The sequence below is a fragment of the Mycobacterium sp. NGS49 genome, assembly GCF_059812565.1.
Map to the genome: position 1 here is coordinate 12,970 of NZ_JCALCX010000039.1, position 16,779 is coordinate 29,748.

Below are 16,779 nucleotides of genomic sequence, written 5' to 3' on the forward strand. Positions count from 1 at the left end.
ACGCCGGGGTTCCGGTGGGCCCGCCGGTCGGCGGTCAATAGATGTCGGTGGGTGGGATTAGCGTGCCGAACAAGCCGACTCGGTGACCGAACAGCGCGATGGAGAGGACCGACCCAGATGGCATACAGCAGCGGATCCGACGGGACCGGTGGCGCGGCGGCCAGGCCGGGGGAGCCGGTGGTCATCGACTGCGACGATTGTGCGGTGCGCGGTCCGGGCTGTCGCGAGTGCGTGGTGAGCGTTCTGCTCGGTGTGCCTGAAACCCTTTCGTACGAAGAACAAGTCGCGTTGGAGACGCTGGCCGAAGCGGGGCTGGCTCCGCGGTTGCGTCTGGTTCCGGTTCGGCGCAACCGTGATGTGTCGCCTAAGGGAGTGGCTTAGTGGGGTCGTGTAGGGTCGACCGCGGCAAGGAACCTGGCTCACAGAGAAATGACATAAATCTTCCTAATTTCTTAACTCCCCCCTTTGGACAAACGTCGATATCGTTTCGTAACCTGTTTGAGACCTAAACCAGCCGGCGTATTTCCGTCGATGGCAGTTTAAGGAAGCAAATCTTGAGGCTCGACTGTAGGCATTCGATCGCGCGTGCAATCAAGCGGTCCGCCATCGGTTCGTTAGCGAGCTTCATCGTGTTCTCGGCCATAACCGCCGCCAGCGTGCTGGCGGACCCCGCCGATGACGCGTTGGCGAAGCTAAACGAGCTGTCCCGGCAGGCCGAGCAGACCACCGAGGCGATGCACAGCGCTCAACTCGACTTGAACGAGAAGCTCGCCGCCCAGCAGGCAGCCGAGCGGAAGCTGGGTGAAGACCAGGCCAAACTGGAAGCCGCCAGGGCCCGTCTGGCCACCTTCCAGACCGCCGTCAACAAGGTGGCCGCCGCGACCTACATGGGTGGGCGCACCGACGGGCTGGACGCGATCCTGACCGCCGGGTCCCCGCAGTTGCTGATCGACGGGCTGGCGGTGCAGCGGGTAATGGCAAGTCAAATGTCCTCGCAGATGGCCAGCTTCAAGGCAGCCGGCCAGGAGGCCGTGAAGGCTGAGCAGGCGTCCGCCAGGTCGGCCGCCGACGCCAAGGCCGCCGCCGAGCAGGCCGCGGCCGTGCGGGCAAACCTGCAGCACAAACAGAGTCAACTTCAGGTGCAGATCGCCGTCGTCAAGTCCCAGTACCAAGCGTTGACGCCGCAACAGCGCACCGCTCTGGCCAATCCTGGACCGGTTCCCGACCGCGTTCCCGACGGTCCGGGAGCGCCGGCGCCCGATGCATTGCCGCCGGGCGCGCCGGTGCCGCCGGAGGGTGCCCCACCGGGTGAGGCACCCATGCCGGGAGGGGCCTCGAATGTGCCCTTCACGGGCGGCGGTGGCGGCGACCGTGCGGTGGTCGTGCAAGCTGCCTTGACCCAGATCGGAAGTCCTTACGTGTGGGGCGGTGCGGCCCCCGGTGGATTCGACTGCTCCGGGCTGGTGATGTGGGCGTTCCAACAGGCCGGCATCTCACTGCCGCATTCCAGCCAAGCGTTGGCACATGGCGGTCAGCCGGTTTCTCTCAGCGACCTACAGCCCGGTGACGTGCTGACCTTCTACTCCGACGCTTCGCACACCGGCATCTATATCGGCGACGGGATGATGGTCCATTCCTCCACCTTCGGCCAGCCGGTCCGGGTGGTCCCGATGGACTCGTCCGGTCCCATCTACGATGCCCGCCGCTACTGACGTTTCCACCCAGGCGGCATCGGCTCCGGCTGCTGCTGGCGTATGTATTCGCCACTGAACTCATCGCCGGGGTCGGGCTTCCCAGCCACGATCGGCTCGCAGCGTCGCAGCCGGTGGTCGCGCGCTCGGGCCCGACCACGACGATGTCGCTGGTCGGTGACCGTGTTGTCCGAATGGAAAGCCTGGGTGGCTCGGAGACCGACCAACTGCTTTCGCGCGTCGCGGCCGACATCGGCAACGCCGTCGATGCCGTCGTCCGCTTCTGGGGGCCCGATTGGACGCACGAGATCGCGGTAATGGCCACCGGTTCGGACGAGGAGTTTCAAGGAGCCGCCGGGGGCGGCCCCGCCTCGCAATGGGCGGATATCGCGGCGGTGACGGTGGCCGAGCACGTCGATCCGCTGACCCGCACGATGGCCGGCGCGCGCATCGTGCTGGCTCCGGGAGCGGCTCACATGAGTGCGGGGTCGCTACGAATCGTGCTGGCCCACGAGCTTTTTCACTATGCGGCCCGAGTCGACACCGAGCCCGACGCGCCCCGGTGGCTCACCGAAGGGGTGGCCGACTACGTTGCCCGGCCGCAGGCGGCGCTACCAGCCGATGCGGTGTCCGCGGCGCTACGCCTGCCGTCGGACAACGACCTCGACACTCCCGGGCCGCAGCGCTCACTGGCCTACGACCGCGCGTGGTGGTTCACCAGGTTCGTCGCCGACACTTACGGACCCGCCACGCTGCGCGAGCTCTACGTGGCCGCCTGTGGAATCGGACGCGTTGATGTGGACAGCGCCATCAGGAGGGTCCTCGGTATCGACGTTCCCGGCCTGCTGCCGCGCTGGCAGCACTGGCTGACCGGGCGCGCCTGATCAGCGGCCGCCGGCCGCGAGCGTGCACAGTTGCACAGCGACACCCCGCGGCGCCGGCCAGTTTGCGGGCTCCTCGTCGCGCCGCTCACGCGGCGCGCGTCGTCGCCCGCTAACCTCACGGGGTGAGCCGGGTCCTGCTGGTAACCAACGACTTTCCCCCCCGCCGCGGAGGCATCCAGTCCTACCTGGGGGAGTTCGTCAGCAGGCTGGCCGACTCCAAGTCGCACGACGTGACGGTATACGCGCCCAAGTGGAAAGGTGCCGAAGCCTTCGACAAAGCGGCGGATGGGGCGGGCTATCGCGTAGTGCGCCATCCCACCACGCTGATGCTGCCCGTCCCCACCGTCGACACCCGGATGCGCGCCCTGATCGCAGAGCATGACATCGACACCGTCTGGTTCGGCGCGGCCGCCCCACTGGCCCTGCTGGCCCCACGCGCCCGGCAGGCCGGCGCCAGCCGGGTGCTGGCCAGCACACACGGCCACGAAGTGGGCTGGTCGATGCTGCCGGTCGCACGATCGGTACTACGAAGCATCGGTGACCACACCGACGTCGTGACCTTCGTCAGCCGCTACACCCGATCGAGGTTCGCACCCTCGTTCGGGCCCAACGCCGCGTTGGAATACCTCCCGCCGGGTGTGGACAGCGATCGGTTCCGGCCAGACCCCGCCGCCCGCGCCGAGCTGCGGCAACGCTACCGGCTGGGCGACCGACCCACGGTGGTGTGTCTGTCGCGGCTGGTGCCTCGAAAAGGGCAGGACATGCTGATCAGGGCGCTGCCGTCGATTCGCCGGCACGTCGAGGGCGCAGCGCTGGTCATCGTCGGCGGCGGCCCCTACCTGGAGACCTTGCGGAAACTGACCAGTGACTGCGAAGTCGAAGACCACGTCATCTTCACCGGCGGTGTTCCCGGTGACGAGCTGCCCGCTCACCACGCCATGGCCGACGTGTTCGCGATGCCTTGCCGCACCCGCGGCGCCGGCATGGACGTCGAGGGCCTCGGCATCGTCTTCCTGGAAGCATCGGCGACGGGCGTCCCGGTGGTGGCAGGCGATTCCGGCGGAGCTCCGGAAGCGGTGCAGCACAACAAAACCGGGCTGGTGATCGACGGCAACTCGGTGGAGGAAATCAGCGAGGCGGTCACCGGCCTACTGACCGACCGCGACCGCGCGGCCGCGATGGGCGCCGCCGGCCGGGACTGGGTGCGAACGCAGTGGCGCTGGGACGTCCTGGCCGCCCGGCTGGAAGAACTGCTGCGCAGTCAGTCCTTGGCGTAGATCGCCTCGATGTCGTCGGCGAACTTTTCGGCCACCACGTTGCGTTTGACCTTCATCGTCGGCGTCAGCTCGCCGGTGACTTCGGTGAAGTCGACGGGCAAGATACGGAACTTACGGATCGACTCGGCGTGGGACACCTGCTCATTAGCCTGCTTGACCGCGGCCTCGATCTCGCCGAACAGATCCGGGTCGGTCGCCAGTTCGGCCACGGTCGCTGTCTCAGCCTTGTGGTGATGCTGCTTCCAGCCCTCGAACGCTTCCGGGTCGATGGTGATCAGCGCGCCGATGAACGGCTTGGCATCCCCGACGACCATCGCTTGGCTGATCAAGGAATGGGCGCGCAGTTGGTCTTCCAGCACCGCCGGTGCCACGTTCTTGCCGCCCGCGGTGACGATCAGTTCCTTCTTACGCCCGGTGATGCTCACGAAACCGTCTTCGTCGACACTGCCGAGGTCGCCGGTGCGGAACCAGCCGTCGGTGAACGCGTCCTTGGTGGCCTGCTCGTTGCGCCAGTAGCCGCTGAACACCACCCCGCCGCGCACCAGCAGCTCCTTGTCCTCGGCGATTCGCAGGCTGTTGCCCGGCACCAGTTTGCCGACCGTCCCGATCTTGAGGCCGTTGATCTGGTTGACGGTGATCGCCGCGCTGGTTTCGGTAAGGCCGTAGCCCTCGTAGATGGTCACTCCGACGCCGCGGTAGAAGTGCCCGAGCCGGGCGCCCAGCGGCGCACCCCCGGAGACGGCGGCACGGCACACGCCGCCCAGCGCCGCACGCAGCTTCTGGTAGACCAGCCGGTCGAACACCGCGTGCTTGGCGCGCAGCGCCAATCCGGGCTTTCCGTCGTCTTGTGCGCGGCTCCAATCGACCGCGGTCTGCGCGGCCATTTTGAAGATCGGTCCTTTGCCGTCGTTGGCGGCGTTCTGCTCGGCGGTGTTGTACACCTTCTCGAATACCCGCGGAACTGAAACCACCACAGTCGGTTTGAACTCTGCCAGCAGCGGCAAGAGGTTCTTGATATCGCTGGTGAACCCGACGGTCACTTTGCTGGTGAATGCCGAAAGGGTCAGTGCCCGGGCGAGCACATGGGCCAGTGGCAGGAACACCAGCAGCCGTTGACCTTCCCCTAACAGCGTCGGCAGGCACTCCTTGGTGCCACGGATCTCATGCAGAAGGTTCGAATGGGTGAGCTGGCAGCCTTTCGGTCGGCCCGTGGTGCCCGAGGTGTAGATGAGCGTCGCCGGATGGTCGGCACCCAGCGCCTCTTGTCGCGCCGTCAGTTCCGCTGCCTCGATTGACTCACCTGCCTCCATCAACTGGTCGAGCGCCTTGGGCCCGGAACCGTCGATGTGCAGCACCCGGCGCAGGGCGGGCAGGTCGCCGGTGAGTTCGGTGACGATGGCGGCGTGCGCATCGGTTTCAGCGAACACCAGCACCGCTTCGGAGTCCTGCAGCACCCAGCGCACCTGTTCGGCCGACGACGTTTCGTAGATCGGGACGGTCACCGCACCCACCGACAGGATGGCCAGATCCAGGATCGCCCACTCGTAGCAAGTGGCGGAGAAGATCGAGACCCGGTCGCCGGCCTGCACCCCGAGTGAGATCAAACCGAGCGCGGCGGAACGGATCTGGTTAGCTGCCTCGGCGCAGGTGACGTCTGTCCAGGTGCCGTCGATCCGGCGCCGGTAGATGACGTAGTCGGGATCGTTGCGCTCGTGCTCGTACACCACCGCGGCGACGTTGTCGTGATCGTAGACGGAGAAGCGGGCGGGGACACTGTATGAACGCACTCTGCTACCTCGCTTGGCCCTAGGGTGGCTCCGATTGCCGGTCGGCTTGCTGTTGTCCAGCCTATCGGGGGCATTCGCGCTGCACCGCGGGCTGCACCGGTCCCGTGGCGTCGGATATGTGAAGCTGAGGCGATGAACAGCATCCAGATCGCCGACGAAACGTACGTCGCCGCCGCGGGCGCACTGGTGGGGGCCGTGATTGCCGACCGGTCGAAATGGCGCCGATGGTGGCCGGACCTGCGCCTGCAGGTCACCGAGGAGCGCGGCGAGAAGGGGATCCGGTGGGCGGTCAGCGGCCCCCTGACGGGCACCATGGAAATCTGGCTGGAGCCGTCGATGGACGGGGTGATCCTCCACTACTTCCTGCACGCGGAGCCGACCGGCGTCTCGGCAGCTGAGCTGGCCAAACTGAACCTGGCCAAGATGACGCACCGCCGCCGGGTAGCGGGCAAGAATATGGCGTTCGAGGTGAAAACGACCCTGGAACACGCACGACCCGTCGGGAGTTCTCCGGTAGTTTAACCGGGTCAAGCCTTCGAGATCGACTTCGAGATCGACTTCGAGATTGACTTCGAGATTGACTTCGAGATTGACGAGGAAGAGTACCGTTTCTGCCGGGAGAATTGGGGCACTCCCGCAAGTGACCGGGGTTGACCGGGAAAGGGAAGCAGCCAAGTGGCGGACAAGACGAACCAGACGATCTACATCGACGCAGATCCGGCTGAGGTAATGAAGGCGATCGCCGACATCGAGTCCTACCCGGAGTGGATCAACGAGTACAAGGAAGTCGAAGTCCTTGAGGCCACCGACGACGGCTACCCGAAAAAGGCGCGGATGTTGATGGACGCGGGCATCTTCAAAGACACCCTGATCATGAACTATGAGTGGCCGGCCGACCGTCAGTCGCTGAGTTGGACGCTGGAGTCGAGTTCCTTGCTCAAGTCCCTGGAGGGGACCTACATTCTGGCGCCCAAGGGTTCTGGCACCGACGTCACCTACGAGCTGGCGGTAGACCTCGCCGTCCCGATGATCGGCATGCTCAAGCGCAAGGCCGAACGCCGACTGATCGACGGTGCACTGAAGGATCTGAAGAAACGAGTCGAGGGCTGAGTGATTCCGACGCGCCTACCCCGGCCCGGATCAGTCTTTTCGTCGGCAAGGGCGGGGTAGGGAAATCCACCCTGGCGTCTGCGACCGCGGTCTGCGACGCCAGCGGTGGACGGCGCGTGCTGGTGGTCTCGACCGACCAGGCCCACTCCCTGGGTGACGTGCTGGGCATCCCGGTCCCGCCGACCGGGTGCGGCGAACCCGTCCGGGTACACGCCGACGACGCCGAGGCCGGCGGCGGCTTTCTCGACGCTCTGGCCCTGGACACCCTGGCCCTGCTCGAGGCCCGGTGGCGCGACGTGGTCGACGCACTGGATGCGCGGTTTCCCGAGTCGGAACTCAATCGCATAGCCCCCGAGGAACTTTCGGCGCTGCCCGGTATTCAGGAAGTCCTCGGCTTGCACGCTGTCGGTGAGCTGGCCATGTCGGGCCGTTGGGACCGCATCGTGGTCGACTGTGCCTCGACGGCGGACGCGTTGCGGATGCTGACCCTGCCGTCGACGTTCGGGCTCTACGTCGAACGCGCGTGGCCGCGGCACCGGCGGCTCAGCATCGGCGCCGACGATCCACGCTCGGCCGCGGTCGTGCAACTGCTGGAACGCACCAGCGCCGGTGTCGAACGGCTCAGCTCGCTCCTGGCCGACGGCGACCTGGTCAGCGCGCACCTGGTACTTACGCCCGAGCGGGTGGTGGCCGCCGAAGCGGCCCGCACCCTCGGGTCGCTTGCTCTGATGGGAGTGCGGGTCGAGGAGCTGCTGGTCAATCAGGTGCTGGTCCGCGACGAAACCTACGAGTACCGCAGCCTGCCCGATCATCCCGCGTTCTACTGGTATGCCGAGCGCATCGCCGAGCAACGCGCCGTCCTCGAAGAGCTGGACGCCACCATCGGTGACGTTGCGCTGGTGCTGGTTCCGCATCAGGCGGGGGAGCCGATCGGCCCCAAGGCGCTGGGGGGACTGCTCGACAGCGCCCGCCGCCGCCGCGGTGCCCCCCCGCCCGGACCGCTGCACCCCGTCGTCGACCTCGAATCAGGGTTGGGTCTGGAGTCGGTGTATCGACTGCGGCTGTCGTTGCCTCAGCTGGATGCCGGATCGCTGGCACTGGGCCGCTCCGACGACGACCTGATCATCAGCGCCGGCGGGGTACGGCGCCGTATCCGGTTGGCCTCGGTGTTGCGCCGGTGTACCGTGCTGGACGCAAAACTGCGCGGCGGTGAGCTGACCGTTCGATTTCGACCAGATCCGGAGGTATGGCCAAAGTGAGTAAGGGTCATACCGATGTCGGTCCCGAGTTGCGCCGACTGGCGCAGGCCATCGTGGACGGAATCGACCCTGCCGTGCGCGCCGCGGCCACCATGGCACTGAACGCCGGGACCGGCAAGTGCCAGCAAGTCTGGTGTCCCGTCTGCGCGTTGGCCGCGGCGGTCAACGGTGAACAGCATCCGCTGTTGACGGTCATCGCCAATCACAGCGTCGCGTTGCTGGAGGTGATCCAGTCCATCGTCGACGACTTGGGACCGACAGCCGACGGGGTGCCGCCCCCGGCCCCGGACGAGGCCCCTGCCGACGGCCTGATCACCGATCCGAGCCCGACCGGGAACGGCGCCACAAAGACCGGTTACCAGGCCATTCCGGTCATCGTGCAGGAGTGAGCCGGCGCTGGGCCCGCATCGGCGAGGTGGTCCGAGCCATCGGGGATGGGTACAGTTGGCGCAGACACCATCCGGTGCGGCCGAGAGGGAGCCATGTGGTACTACCTGTTTAAGTACGTCTTCATGGGTCCGCTGTTCACATTGCTGGGGCGCCCGAAAGTCGAAGGGCTGGAAAACATCCCGAGTTCGGGCCCGGCGATCCTGGCCAGCAATCACCTCGCCGTGGCGGACAGCTTCTATCTTCCCCTGGTGGTGCGCAGGCGAATCTGGTTCCTGGCCAAGGCGGAATACTTCACCGGAACGGGCGTCAAGGGCTGGATCAACCGCTGGTTCTACACCGTCTCGGGTCAGGTGCCCATCGACCGCACCAACGCCGATTCCGCGCAGGGCGCATTGGATGCCGCGCAGCGACTGCTGAGTCAGGGCCGGCTGCTGGGCATGTACCCCGAGGGCACCCGCTCGCCGGACGGTCGGCTGTACAAGGGCAAGACGGGGCTGGCGCGGCTGGCCCTGCAGAGCGGGGTGCCGGTGATTCCGGTGGCGATGATCGGCACGAACGTCGTCAACCCGCCCGGTAAGAAAATGTTGCGATTCGGCCGCGTCAGGGTCCGCTTCGGCAAGCCGATGGACTTCTCCCGGTTCGACGGTCTGGCCGGCAACCACTTCATCGAGCGCGCCGTCATCGACGAGGTGATGTACGAGCTGATGGGCCTTTCCGGCCAGGAGTACGTCGACATCTACGCGGCCACCGTCAAGGAAGGCGGCGCCGAAATCGGCGACGGTCATGCCGCGCGGATTCCGGAGACGGCTGCCGGTTAGCCGAATCGGCTAAGCCGCCACCACCGGCGTGCGTTCGCGCGTTGTCGAGCGTGTCGGTGCGATCGCCGCGGTGACGGTCGCGCCGGCCACCACGATGACGGCCAGCGCCCACCAGACGTAGGACATGCCCAGCAGTTGGCGCCACCCGGCCGCGGTTGTCTCGTGATGCTTGGGTAGCAGATCTATCGGTGACCAATGCATCAGCGCCAGGCCGGCGAGGGTGACCACGCCCAGTGCGGCGTTGCGGCGACGCCAGGCCAGCACTCCCGTCACCAACACCGCGGGCAACATCCACACCCAATGGTGCGACCAGGAGACCGGTGATACCACCAGCCCGAACAGTGCCACGCAGATGATCGCCAGGGTCGGTTCACCGGCCTTCAGCACGCGGCGCATCGCCCAGATGGTGGCGGCCAGCACCAGCAGGCAGGCCAGCACCCACAACGGGAAGCGCTCATGTTGATCGAGCCCTAGCCGCGCCAGCGCTCCGGCGATGTTCTGGTCGGTGTTCAGCGCCGCCTCACCGATGCGGTCGGTGTGGGGCAGCGTGTTGGTCCAGTACTCGCAGGAATCACGCCAGGCCAGCGCGAAGCCCAGCAGCGTCGCGCCCACGAAGCTCGCCAGCGAGGTCAGGGCGGCACGTTTGTCCCTGCGCAGCAGGAAGTACAGCAGGAACACCGCGGGAGTGAGCTTGAGCGCAATACCCAGCCCCAGCAACAGACCACGCGGCCAGGGCGTGCGACGGGGGAAGCAGTCGGCGATGACCAACGTCATCAACACCGCATTGATCTGGCCGAAGGCGAAGTTCGAATCGATGGGTTCCAACCAGATCGACGCCGGCGCGACGATGACCACGGCCAACCAGGCGCGTCGCAACCACGCCGGGCCGGGCAGCAGCGTCGATTCGGCCCACACGTCGAGGCGGCTCAGCACGATCGTGGTCGACACCAGCAGAACCGCCAACGTCAGCGCGGTGATGGCGACACTGGCGACGGGCATTCCCATCCAGGCGAATGGGCTGAACACGATGGCGGCCAGCGGGGGATAGGTGAACGGGAGATCCACGATGGGTGTGTGGAACATCACGTTGCCGCTGTACAGCGGGCGGCCGTCCAGCCAGGCCTGGCCGCCCATCTGGTACACGTCGATGTCGATGCGATAGGGGATGTGGCCGAACAGCTGCCAGCAGGTGTAGGTCAGCGCCAATGCGGCAAGCAGCCAGAGCAGGCACCATAGCGAAACCCGCCCGAATCGACTGCCCGCCTCGGGCGACCGCCATTTACTCATGTCTTCTCATTTTCAGGAGACAGCCTAATGGTTATTTCGCCTTGGTCTTGCCCGCGCAGCCTGCCTTCCCGGCTTGGCGGGCCGGTCCGGCGTAGTTTTTTCCAAGTGCACCGTTGGTTGCAGCACGACATCATCGACCGCGGCCGGCTCCCGCTGTTGTGTTGTCTGGTCGCCTTCATCCTCACGTTCTTCGTCACGCGCTCCTGCGTGCGCTTCATCCGCCATCGCGCCGACCGGGAGCGGCCGGCGCGGTGGTGGCAACCGCGCAACCTTCACATCGGGACGGTGCACATTCACCACGTCGCGGTCGGGGTGGTGCTGGTGATGCTGTCCGGGCTCACCCTGGTGACGCTGGCGGTCAACGGGGAGCAACCGCAACTGACGTTGGCGGCAGTGCTTTTCGGTGTCGGTGCGGCACTTGTGCTCGACGAGTACGCGCTGATCCTGCATCTGTCCGACGTCTACTGGGAAGAAGACGGCCGCAGCTCGGTAGACGCGGTGTTCGCCGCGATCGCGGTGGCGGGACTGTTGATGCTGGGCTTGCACCCACTGATGTTCGTGTTGCCCATCCGGTACGGCGGCGACTGGGTGGTGCTGCAGAGCACGCTGATCGCTGCGCTGGTGTTCACCCTGCCGTTGGCGGTGATCGTGCTGCTCAAGGGCAAGGTGTGGACCGGATTGCTCGGCATGTTCATCGTGGTGCTGCTGATCATCGGTGCGATTCGGCTGTCCCGCCCGCACGCTCCGTGGGCGCGGTGGCGTTACACCGCCCGGCCGGCGAAGATGCGGCGCGCGCTGCAGCGTGAACGCCGCTGGCGGCGTCCGGTGGTGCAGGCCAAGCTGTGGTTGCAGGGCGCGATCGCGGGAACTCCGCGACTGCCCGATGAGCGGATCGTCGATGCGCAACTGGATCTCGAGGTGCACCCGGCGCCGCCGCCGGACGCCACCGGCCCGATCCTGATCGGCGGCTGACGCCCCACCTCCCAACCGCGAGCAGACACAGAATCGCACTGTGGCGGCGCGGATCGTGCGACTTTGCGACTGCTCGCCGAGGAAGGGCGAACTAAGCTGCGCCAGTGCGGTACTTCTACGACACCGAATTCATCGAGGACGGCCGCACCATCGAGCTGATCTCGATCGGGGTGGTCGCCGAAGACGGCCGGGAGTACTACGCCGTGTCCACCGAGTTCGATCCGGCGCGGGCCGGCAACTGGGTGCGGGCCCATGTGCTGCCGAAACTGCCGTCGCCGTCCTCCCAGCTGTGGCGCTCACGCCGGCGCATCCGCGCCGACCTGGAACAGTTCCTGGATGTGAACGGCCCGGAGCCCATCGAGCTGTGGGCCTGGCTGGGGGCCTACGACCATGTGGTCCTGTGTCAGCTGTGGGGGACGATGCCCAATCTGCCCAGGGCGATCCCTCGATTCACCCGCGAGCTGCGCCAGTTGTGGGAGGAACGGGGATCCCCGCGGTTGCCGGCCCGTTCTTCCGACGCGCACGACGCGCTGGTCGACGCCCGCGATCAGTTGCGCCGCTTCCAGATAATCACCGGTGCCGACGATGCGGGTCGACACCGTTCGCCCTGATCAGCCGTTGAACGGCCACAGTTACCATGGACCGATGAACTGGACCGTCGACATTCCGATCGACCAGCTGCCGCCGCTGCCGCCGCTGCCTGTCGACCTGCGTGCGCAGCTGGACGCCGCGCTGGCCAAGCCGGCCGCCCAGCAGCCCAGTTGGGACGCCGACGAGGCGGCGGCCATGCGCAAGGTGCTGGAAAGCGTGCCACCGGTGACGGTGCCGTCGGAGATCGTCCGGCTGCAGGAACAGCTGGCGCAGGTGGCCCGGGGCGAGGCGTTCCTGCTGCAGGGCGGCGACTGCGCGGAGACGTTCACCGACAACACCGAACCTCATATCCGCGGCAACATCCGAACCCTGCTGCAGATGGCCGTGGTACTGACCTACGGCGCCAGCATGCCGGTGGTGAAGGTGGCCCGCATCGCCGGCCAGTACGCCAAGCCCCGTTCGGCAGACATCGACGCTTTGGGTCTGAAGTCCTACCGCGGCGACATGATCAACGGCTTCGCCGCCGACGCCGCGGCGCGCGCCCACGACCCGTCGCGGCTGGTGCGGGCCTACGCCAACGCCAGCGCCGCCATGAACCTGGTGCGTGCGCTGACGTCGTCGGGCTTCTCCGCACTGCATCTGGCGCACGACTGGAACCGTGAGTTCGTGCGGACCTCGCCGGCCGGTGCACGGTACGAGGCGCTGGCATCCGAGATCGACCGAGCGTTGCGGTTCATGAGCGCCTGTGGAGTGGCCGACCGCAACCTGCAGACCGCGGAGATCTACGCCAGCCACGAAGCCCTGGTGCTCGACTACGAGCGCGCCATGCTGCGTCTGTCCGATGACCCCGACCTCGAGGGCGGGGAACCCAAACTGTACGACCTGTCCGCGCACACGGTGTGGATCGGCGAGCGGACCCGCCAACTCGACGGTGCCCACCTGGCATTCGCCGAGGTGATCGCCAACCCGATCGGTGTCAAGATCGGCCCCACCATGACGCCGGAGTTGGCCGTGGAATACGTCGAGCGGCTCGATCCGCACAACAAGCCGGGCCGGCTGACCCTGGTGAGCAGGTTGGGCAACAACAAGGTTCGCGACGTGTTGCCCCCGATCATCGAGAAGGTTCAGGCAGCGGGCCACCAGGTGATCTGGCAGTGCGACCCCATGCACGGCAATACCCACGAGTCGTCGACGGGCTACAAGACGCGGCACTTCGACCGCATCGTCGACGAGGTGCAGGGCTTCTTCGAAGTGCACCGCGCACTGGGCACCCACCCCGGCGGCATCCACGTCGAGATCACCGGTGAGAACGTCACGGAATGCCTTGGCGGGGCACAAGATATCTCCGACACCGACCTGGCGGGCCGCTATGAGACGGCTTGCGATCCCCGGCTGAACACCCAGCAGTCGCTGGAGCTGGCCTTCCTGGTCGCGGAGATGCTGCGGGATTAGAGCAGGGTGCTCAAGTGCACGCCGATGGTCCAGGCCGCGGTCGCGACCAGGCCGGTGAGGGTGAGCACTACCGCCACCCAGACGAGCACCATGCGCCGGTTGCGCTGGCGTGCCCAGGCGAACTCGTCCAGTGGAATTCCAGCGAATTGCCCAGGCTCAGCAGCGAATTCGTCGTCGAGGGCGTCCAGGTCGTCCAGGTCGCCGAGCTCGTCGAGGTCGTCGAGGTCGCCGAGGTCGTCCGGCTCGGTTGACGCAGCGGGTTGGGCCAACTCCTGCGCTTCACGGGTGAACTGACGGGTGGGGTTGGGAACCGGCGCGCCGGGACGCGGCCGGGCAGTGGGCTGGGTCATGCGGCTGTGCTGCAAAGCCCGGTGTTGAGCCGAGTTGCGCGGCGCCGGAACCCGGAATTCGGGCAAACCCAGCTCCTCGACGATGGATTCCAGATCGGCCGCCATCTCGACCGCATCGGCATACCGCTGTGCCGGGTCGCGGGCTGTCGCGCACGCCACAAACTCGTCGAATTGGGTTGGCACACCGTCGATTGCATCGCTGGGCGGCGGAACATCATGGTCCAGTCGCTGATACGCGATCGACAACGTGGTGTCACCGGTGAACGGTGTGTGCCCGGTCAGCAGCTCGTAGGTGAGAACCCCGGCTGAGTACACGTCGCTGCGCGGACCGGCGTTGCCGTCACGGACCTGCTCGGGCGACAGATACGCCGCGGTGCCCAGGATGACGCTGCTGGAGGTGATTCCGGCGGCGGCGACGGCGCGCACCAATCCGAAGTCGGCGATCTTGACCTCGCCGTCGTCGGAGATCAGTACGTTCTCGGGCTTGACGTCGCGGTGCACCAGTCCGGCCCGATGCGCGACGGCCAGCCCGCCCAGCACCGGGCGCAGCACGGCCGCCACGGCGTGCGGCGGCATGGGACCGCGCTCGGTCAGCAACTCGCGCAGCGTACCGCCCTCGACGAGCTCCATCACCAGGAACGGGTGCCGGCCGTCTTGGCCCTGGTCGTAGACCGGGACCAGCCCGGCATGCTTGAGCCTCGCGACGGTGCGGGCTTCGAGCTGGAAGCGGGTGAGGAACTGCTGATCGCCGGCGTAGCGGGCGTCCATCACCTTCAATGCGACCGGGCGGTCCAGCCTGGTGTCCAGCCCGCGATAAACCGTCGAGGTGCCACCGCTGCCGATCTTGCCCTGCACCAGGTACCGCCCGTCCAGCAAGGCGTTGTCCAACGGGTCCCCTCCAACCACGGAGGCCATCGTAGGTGGACGCGGAATTCGATGGCAGAACGGAGGCTAAGCCGAAGACTTGGTCGCCCGGCAAGTTCTAGACTGACGGTCGTGGGCAGCATTCCGGCCGGCGACGATGTTCTGGATCCTGACGAGCCAACCTACGACCTCTCCCGGGTCGCCGAACTCCTCGGCATACCGGTCAGCAAGGTCCACCGGCAGCTACGGGAAGGGCACCTGGTCGCGGTACGCCGCGACGGCGGCGTAGTGGTGCCACAGGTTTTCTTCACCAACACCGGCGAGGTGGTCAAGAGCTTGCCGGGCCTGTTGACGATCCTGCACGACGGCGGCTACCGCGACACCGAGATCGTGCGCTGGTTGTTCACCCCGGACCCGTCGCTGACGGTCACCCGCGACGGCTCGCGGGACGCCCTGAACAACGCCCGCCCCGTCGATGCGCTGCATGCCCATCAGGCCCGCGAAGTGGTGCGCCGCGCGCAGGCTATGGCGTACTGACCGGCGCCGGTTCCGCACTGCCCGCCGGCTCCCGGTGCAACGAATACCAGGCCCCCACTGCTGCGGCGGTCGCCAGCCCGACGTGCAGCCAGGAATACATGCCGTGCGACCCGTCCGGCTTGAAGATGACCATGATCCACGTCGAGAATCCGGCAATCGCCGCCATCGCCCGTCGGGACTGCGCCAGCGGGGCGACCACCGCCAGCGGCCAGGAGTAGTACCACGGCAATGCGGCAGGCACGAACAGCACGACGACCACCATCACGCCGAAGATCCCCAGCAGTGCGTCCCGGTCGTCACGGCGGAAGCGCCACCACAGCACCGGCAGCGACACCAGAATGACGATGATCCCGATCAGCCGGGCGATCCGCAGCACGGTGTAGAACTGCACCGCGAACAAACCGCTGGTGAACGCGTGGATGAGGTTGGCCGCCGCGGTAGGGACGGTCAGCCAGTTGATGATCTTGACGGAGCCGGCGAGCGCGGTCAACCAGCCCAGCCCCACCCCGGCCGCCAACGACAGCACCGCGAATCCGACGACACAGATCGTCAGCGACGCCAGCACGGCCGTTCCGAACGCCCGCACCGGCCGCCAGCCGCGGTCCTCGCGCAGGTGACGCATCCACACCCAGCACAGGAACGGCAGCGCGAGTCCCGCGGTGGCCTTCACCGCGATCGCGATGGTGAGCAGCGTGATTCCGGCGACGTGGCGGCGTTGCAGGGTGAGTGCGATACCGGCGGCCATCAGGCCCACCATCAGCATCTCGTTGTGCACCCCGCCCATCAGGTGGATCAGCACCAGCGGGTTGAGGACGCAGATCCACAGCGCCTTGGCGCCGTCAGTGCCCAGATGGTGCGCCAGCCGTGGAGCGGCCCAGATCAACAGCGCCAGCCCGGGCAGCATGCACAGCCGCAGCAGCATGGTGCCGGCGACGACGTTGTTGCCGACGATCATCGTGACCAGCTTGGCCACCAGGATGAACGCCGGGCCATAGGGCGCCGTGGTGATGGTCCAGATGGGTGAGACGTCGTCCAGCAGTGAGTTGGGATTGCCGACCGGACCGACCGCGTACGGGTCCAGGCCATCGCGCAGCAGTGCGCCCTGGGCCAGGTACGAGTAGGTGTCTCGGCTGAACACCGGCACCGACAACAGCAGCGGCGCCAGCCAGAACGCGGTGGTGGCCCGCATGGTGAACTCGGTGGTCGCGCCGGCCAGGCAATGGCGACCCAGCCGCAGCCACGCGATCAGCATCAGGCCGACGCCCACCCACAGCAGGATCGACGACAACACCAGGCCGTGCCCGAACCGCATCCATGACATGTGGATCGACTCGAGCACCGGGTCGTGCTGACGGGTACTGCCGGCGCCCAGACCGCCGGTGGTGATGAGTACCGCGCCCAGGAAGCCCAGCCGCGCCGGTCCGCCGGCCGGGGCGGTGGCGAACACCCGGAACCGGGAAAGGCGTTGCCGGAAAGTCTCTCCGGGCGGGGCGGTGGCCGGACTCGACAT

The 16,779-nt window shown here is 66.9% G+C and carries 17 protein-coding genes; 13 read left to right on the forward strand and 4 right to left on the reverse strand.

All coding sequences use genetic code 11. The annotated features are described in order from the left end of the window. Positions 1 to 117: 117 nt before the first annotated feature. From AC5Y7D_RS27080 to pimB, 4 genes are all read left to right on the forward strand, one after another. On the forward strand, positions 118 to 381 hold the full coding sequence (locus AC5Y7D_RS27080) for a hypothetical protein (protein WP_499928927.1): 264 nt from the start codon (positions 118 to 120) through the stop codon (positions 379 to 381). 173 nt (positions 382 to 554) lie between these two features. Beyond that, positions 555 to 1,712, forward strand: a complete 1,158-nt coding sequence (gene ripC / locus AC5Y7D_RS27085) for a peptidoglycan hydrolase RipC (RefSeq protein WP_499928929.1) — start codon at positions 555 to 557, stop codon at positions 1,710 to 1,712. A 32-nt stretch (positions 1,713 to 1,744) separates the two neighbouring features. After that, positions 1,745 to 2,575: a gluzincin family metallopeptidase gene (locus tag AC5Y7D_RS27090; RefSeq protein WP_499928973.1), complete on the forward strand. Its 831-nt coding sequence runs from the start codon at positions 1,745 to 1,747 to the stop codon at positions 2,573 to 2,575. Positions 2,576 to 2,697: 122 nt separating this feature from the next. Beyond that, the gene (pimB, locus tag AC5Y7D_RS27095) at positions 2,698 to 3,852 is read left to right on the forward strand and encodes a GDP-mannose-dependent alpha-(1-6)-phosphatidylinositol monomannoside mannosyltransferase (protein WP_499928931.1); all 1,155 of its coding nucleotides are present in this window, start codon (positions 2,698 to 2,700) and stop codon (positions 3,850 to 3,852) included. Here the strand turns inward: pimB and AC5Y7D_RS27100 are convergent. Then, complete coding sequence (locus AC5Y7D_RS27100; protein ID WP_499928933.1) at positions 3,837 to 5,639, reverse strand: AMP-dependent synthetase/ligase; 1,803 nt, start codon at positions 5,637 to 5,639, stop codon at positions 3,837 to 3,839. The genes pimB and AC5Y7D_RS27100 overlap by 16 nt on opposite strands. Positions 5,640 to 5,771: 132 nt before the next feature. Between AC5Y7D_RS27100 and AC5Y7D_RS27105 the strand changes: the two genes are divergently transcribed. The 5 genes from AC5Y7D_RS27105 (at position 5,772) to AC5Y7D_RS27125 (ending at position 9,216) form a co-directional block, all read left to right on the forward strand. Beyond that, positions 5,772 to 6,161, forward strand: a complete 390-nt coding sequence (locus AC5Y7D_RS27105) for a polyketide cyclase / dehydrase and lipid transport (protein WP_499928935.1) — start codon at positions 5,772 to 5,774, stop codon at positions 6,159 to 6,161. 153 nt (positions 6,162 to 6,314) lie between these two features. After that, entirely contained in the window at positions 6,315 to 6,749 is a 435-nt protein-coding gene (locus AC5Y7D_RS27110; RefSeq protein WP_499928937.1) for an SRPBCC family protein, read from the forward strand. Next, the gene (locus tag AC5Y7D_RS27115; RefSeq protein ID WP_499928975.1) at positions 6,746 to 8,008 is read left to right on the forward strand and encodes an ArsA family ATPase; all 1,263 of its coding nucleotides are present in this window, start codon (positions 6,746 to 6,748) and stop codon (positions 8,006 to 8,008) included. Before AC5Y7D_RS27110 ends, AC5Y7D_RS27115 begins: the two co-directional genes overlap by 4 nt. Then, complete coding sequence (locus tag AC5Y7D_RS27120) at positions 8,005 to 8,397, forward strand: hypothetical protein (RefSeq protein WP_499928939.1); 393 nt, start codon at positions 8,005 to 8,007, stop codon at positions 8,395 to 8,397. The genes AC5Y7D_RS27115 and AC5Y7D_RS27120 overlap by 4 nt, the downstream gene beginning before the upstream one ends. Before the next feature lie 93 nt (positions 8,398 to 8,490). Next, positions 8,491 to 9,216 carry a lysophospholipid acyltransferase family protein gene (locus AC5Y7D_RS27125; RefSeq protein WP_499928940.1) on the forward strand — a complete coding sequence of 242 codons (726 nt, stop codon included), beginning with the start codon at positions 8,491 to 8,493 and terminating at the stop codon, positions 9,214 to 9,216. A 9-nt stretch (positions 9,217 to 9,225) separates the two neighbouring features. Here the strand turns inward: AC5Y7D_RS27125 and AC5Y7D_RS27130 are convergent, their stop codons facing one another. Next, a complete protein-coding gene (locus tag AC5Y7D_RS27130; RefSeq protein ID WP_499928942.1) occupies positions 9,226 to 10,503 on the reverse strand; it encodes a glycosyltransferase 87 family protein in 1,278 nt (425 codons plus the stop codon). A gap of 60 nt (positions 10,504 to 10,563) precedes the next feature. Between AC5Y7D_RS27130 and AC5Y7D_RS27135 the strand changes: the two genes are divergently transcribed. The 3 genes from AC5Y7D_RS27135 (at position 10,564) to AC5Y7D_RS27145 (ending at position 13,518) form a co-directional block, all read left to right on the forward strand. After that, positions 10,564 to 11,475 (forward strand): hypothetical protein, encoded by a 912-nt coding sequence (locus AC5Y7D_RS27135; RefSeq protein ID WP_499928977.1) that lies wholly within the window; start codon positions 10,564 to 10,566, stop codon positions 11,473 to 11,475. Between the two features lie 104 nt (positions 11,476 to 11,579). After that, the gene (locus AC5Y7D_RS27140) at positions 11,580 to 12,086 is read left to right on the forward strand and encodes a polyadenylate-specific 3'-exoribonuclease AS (protein WP_499928944.1); all 507 of its coding nucleotides are present in this window, start codon (positions 11,580 to 11,582) and stop codon (positions 12,084 to 12,086) included. 34 nt (positions 12,087 to 12,120) lie between these two features. Then, positions 12,121 to 13,518 carry a class II 3-deoxy-7-phosphoheptulonate synthase gene (locus tag AC5Y7D_RS27145; RefSeq protein ID WP_499928946.1) on the forward strand — a complete coding sequence of 466 codons (1,398 nt, stop codon included), beginning with the start codon at positions 12,121 to 12,123 and terminating at the stop codon, positions 13,516 to 13,518. Here AC5Y7D_RS27145 and AC5Y7D_RS27150 read toward each other — a convergent pair. Next, entirely contained in the window at positions 13,515 to 14,783 is a 1,269-nt protein-coding gene (locus tag AC5Y7D_RS27150; protein WP_499928948.1) for a protein kinase domain-containing protein, read from the reverse strand. The two genes, AC5Y7D_RS27145 and AC5Y7D_RS27150, sit on opposite strands and share 4 nt — an antisense overlap. Before the next feature lie 81 nt (positions 14,784 to 14,864). On the opposite strand from AC5Y7D_RS27150, the gene AC5Y7D_RS27155 reads away from it, so the two are divergent. After that, positions 14,865 to 15,269, forward strand: coding sequence for an Rv2175c family DNA-binding protein (locus tag AC5Y7D_RS27155; protein WP_499928950.1), 405 nt, complete (start codon positions 14,865 to 14,867; stop codon positions 15,267 to 15,269). On the opposite strand, the gene AC5Y7D_RS27160 is transcribed toward AC5Y7D_RS27155, so the two are convergent. Further along, positions 15,256 to 16,779, reverse strand: a complete 1,524-nt coding sequence (locus AC5Y7D_RS27160) for an alpha-(1->6)-mannopyranosyltransferase A (protein ID WP_499928951.1) — start codon at positions 16,777 to 16,779, stop codon at positions 15,256 to 15,258. The two genes, AC5Y7D_RS27155 and AC5Y7D_RS27160, sit on opposite strands and share 14 nt — an antisense overlap.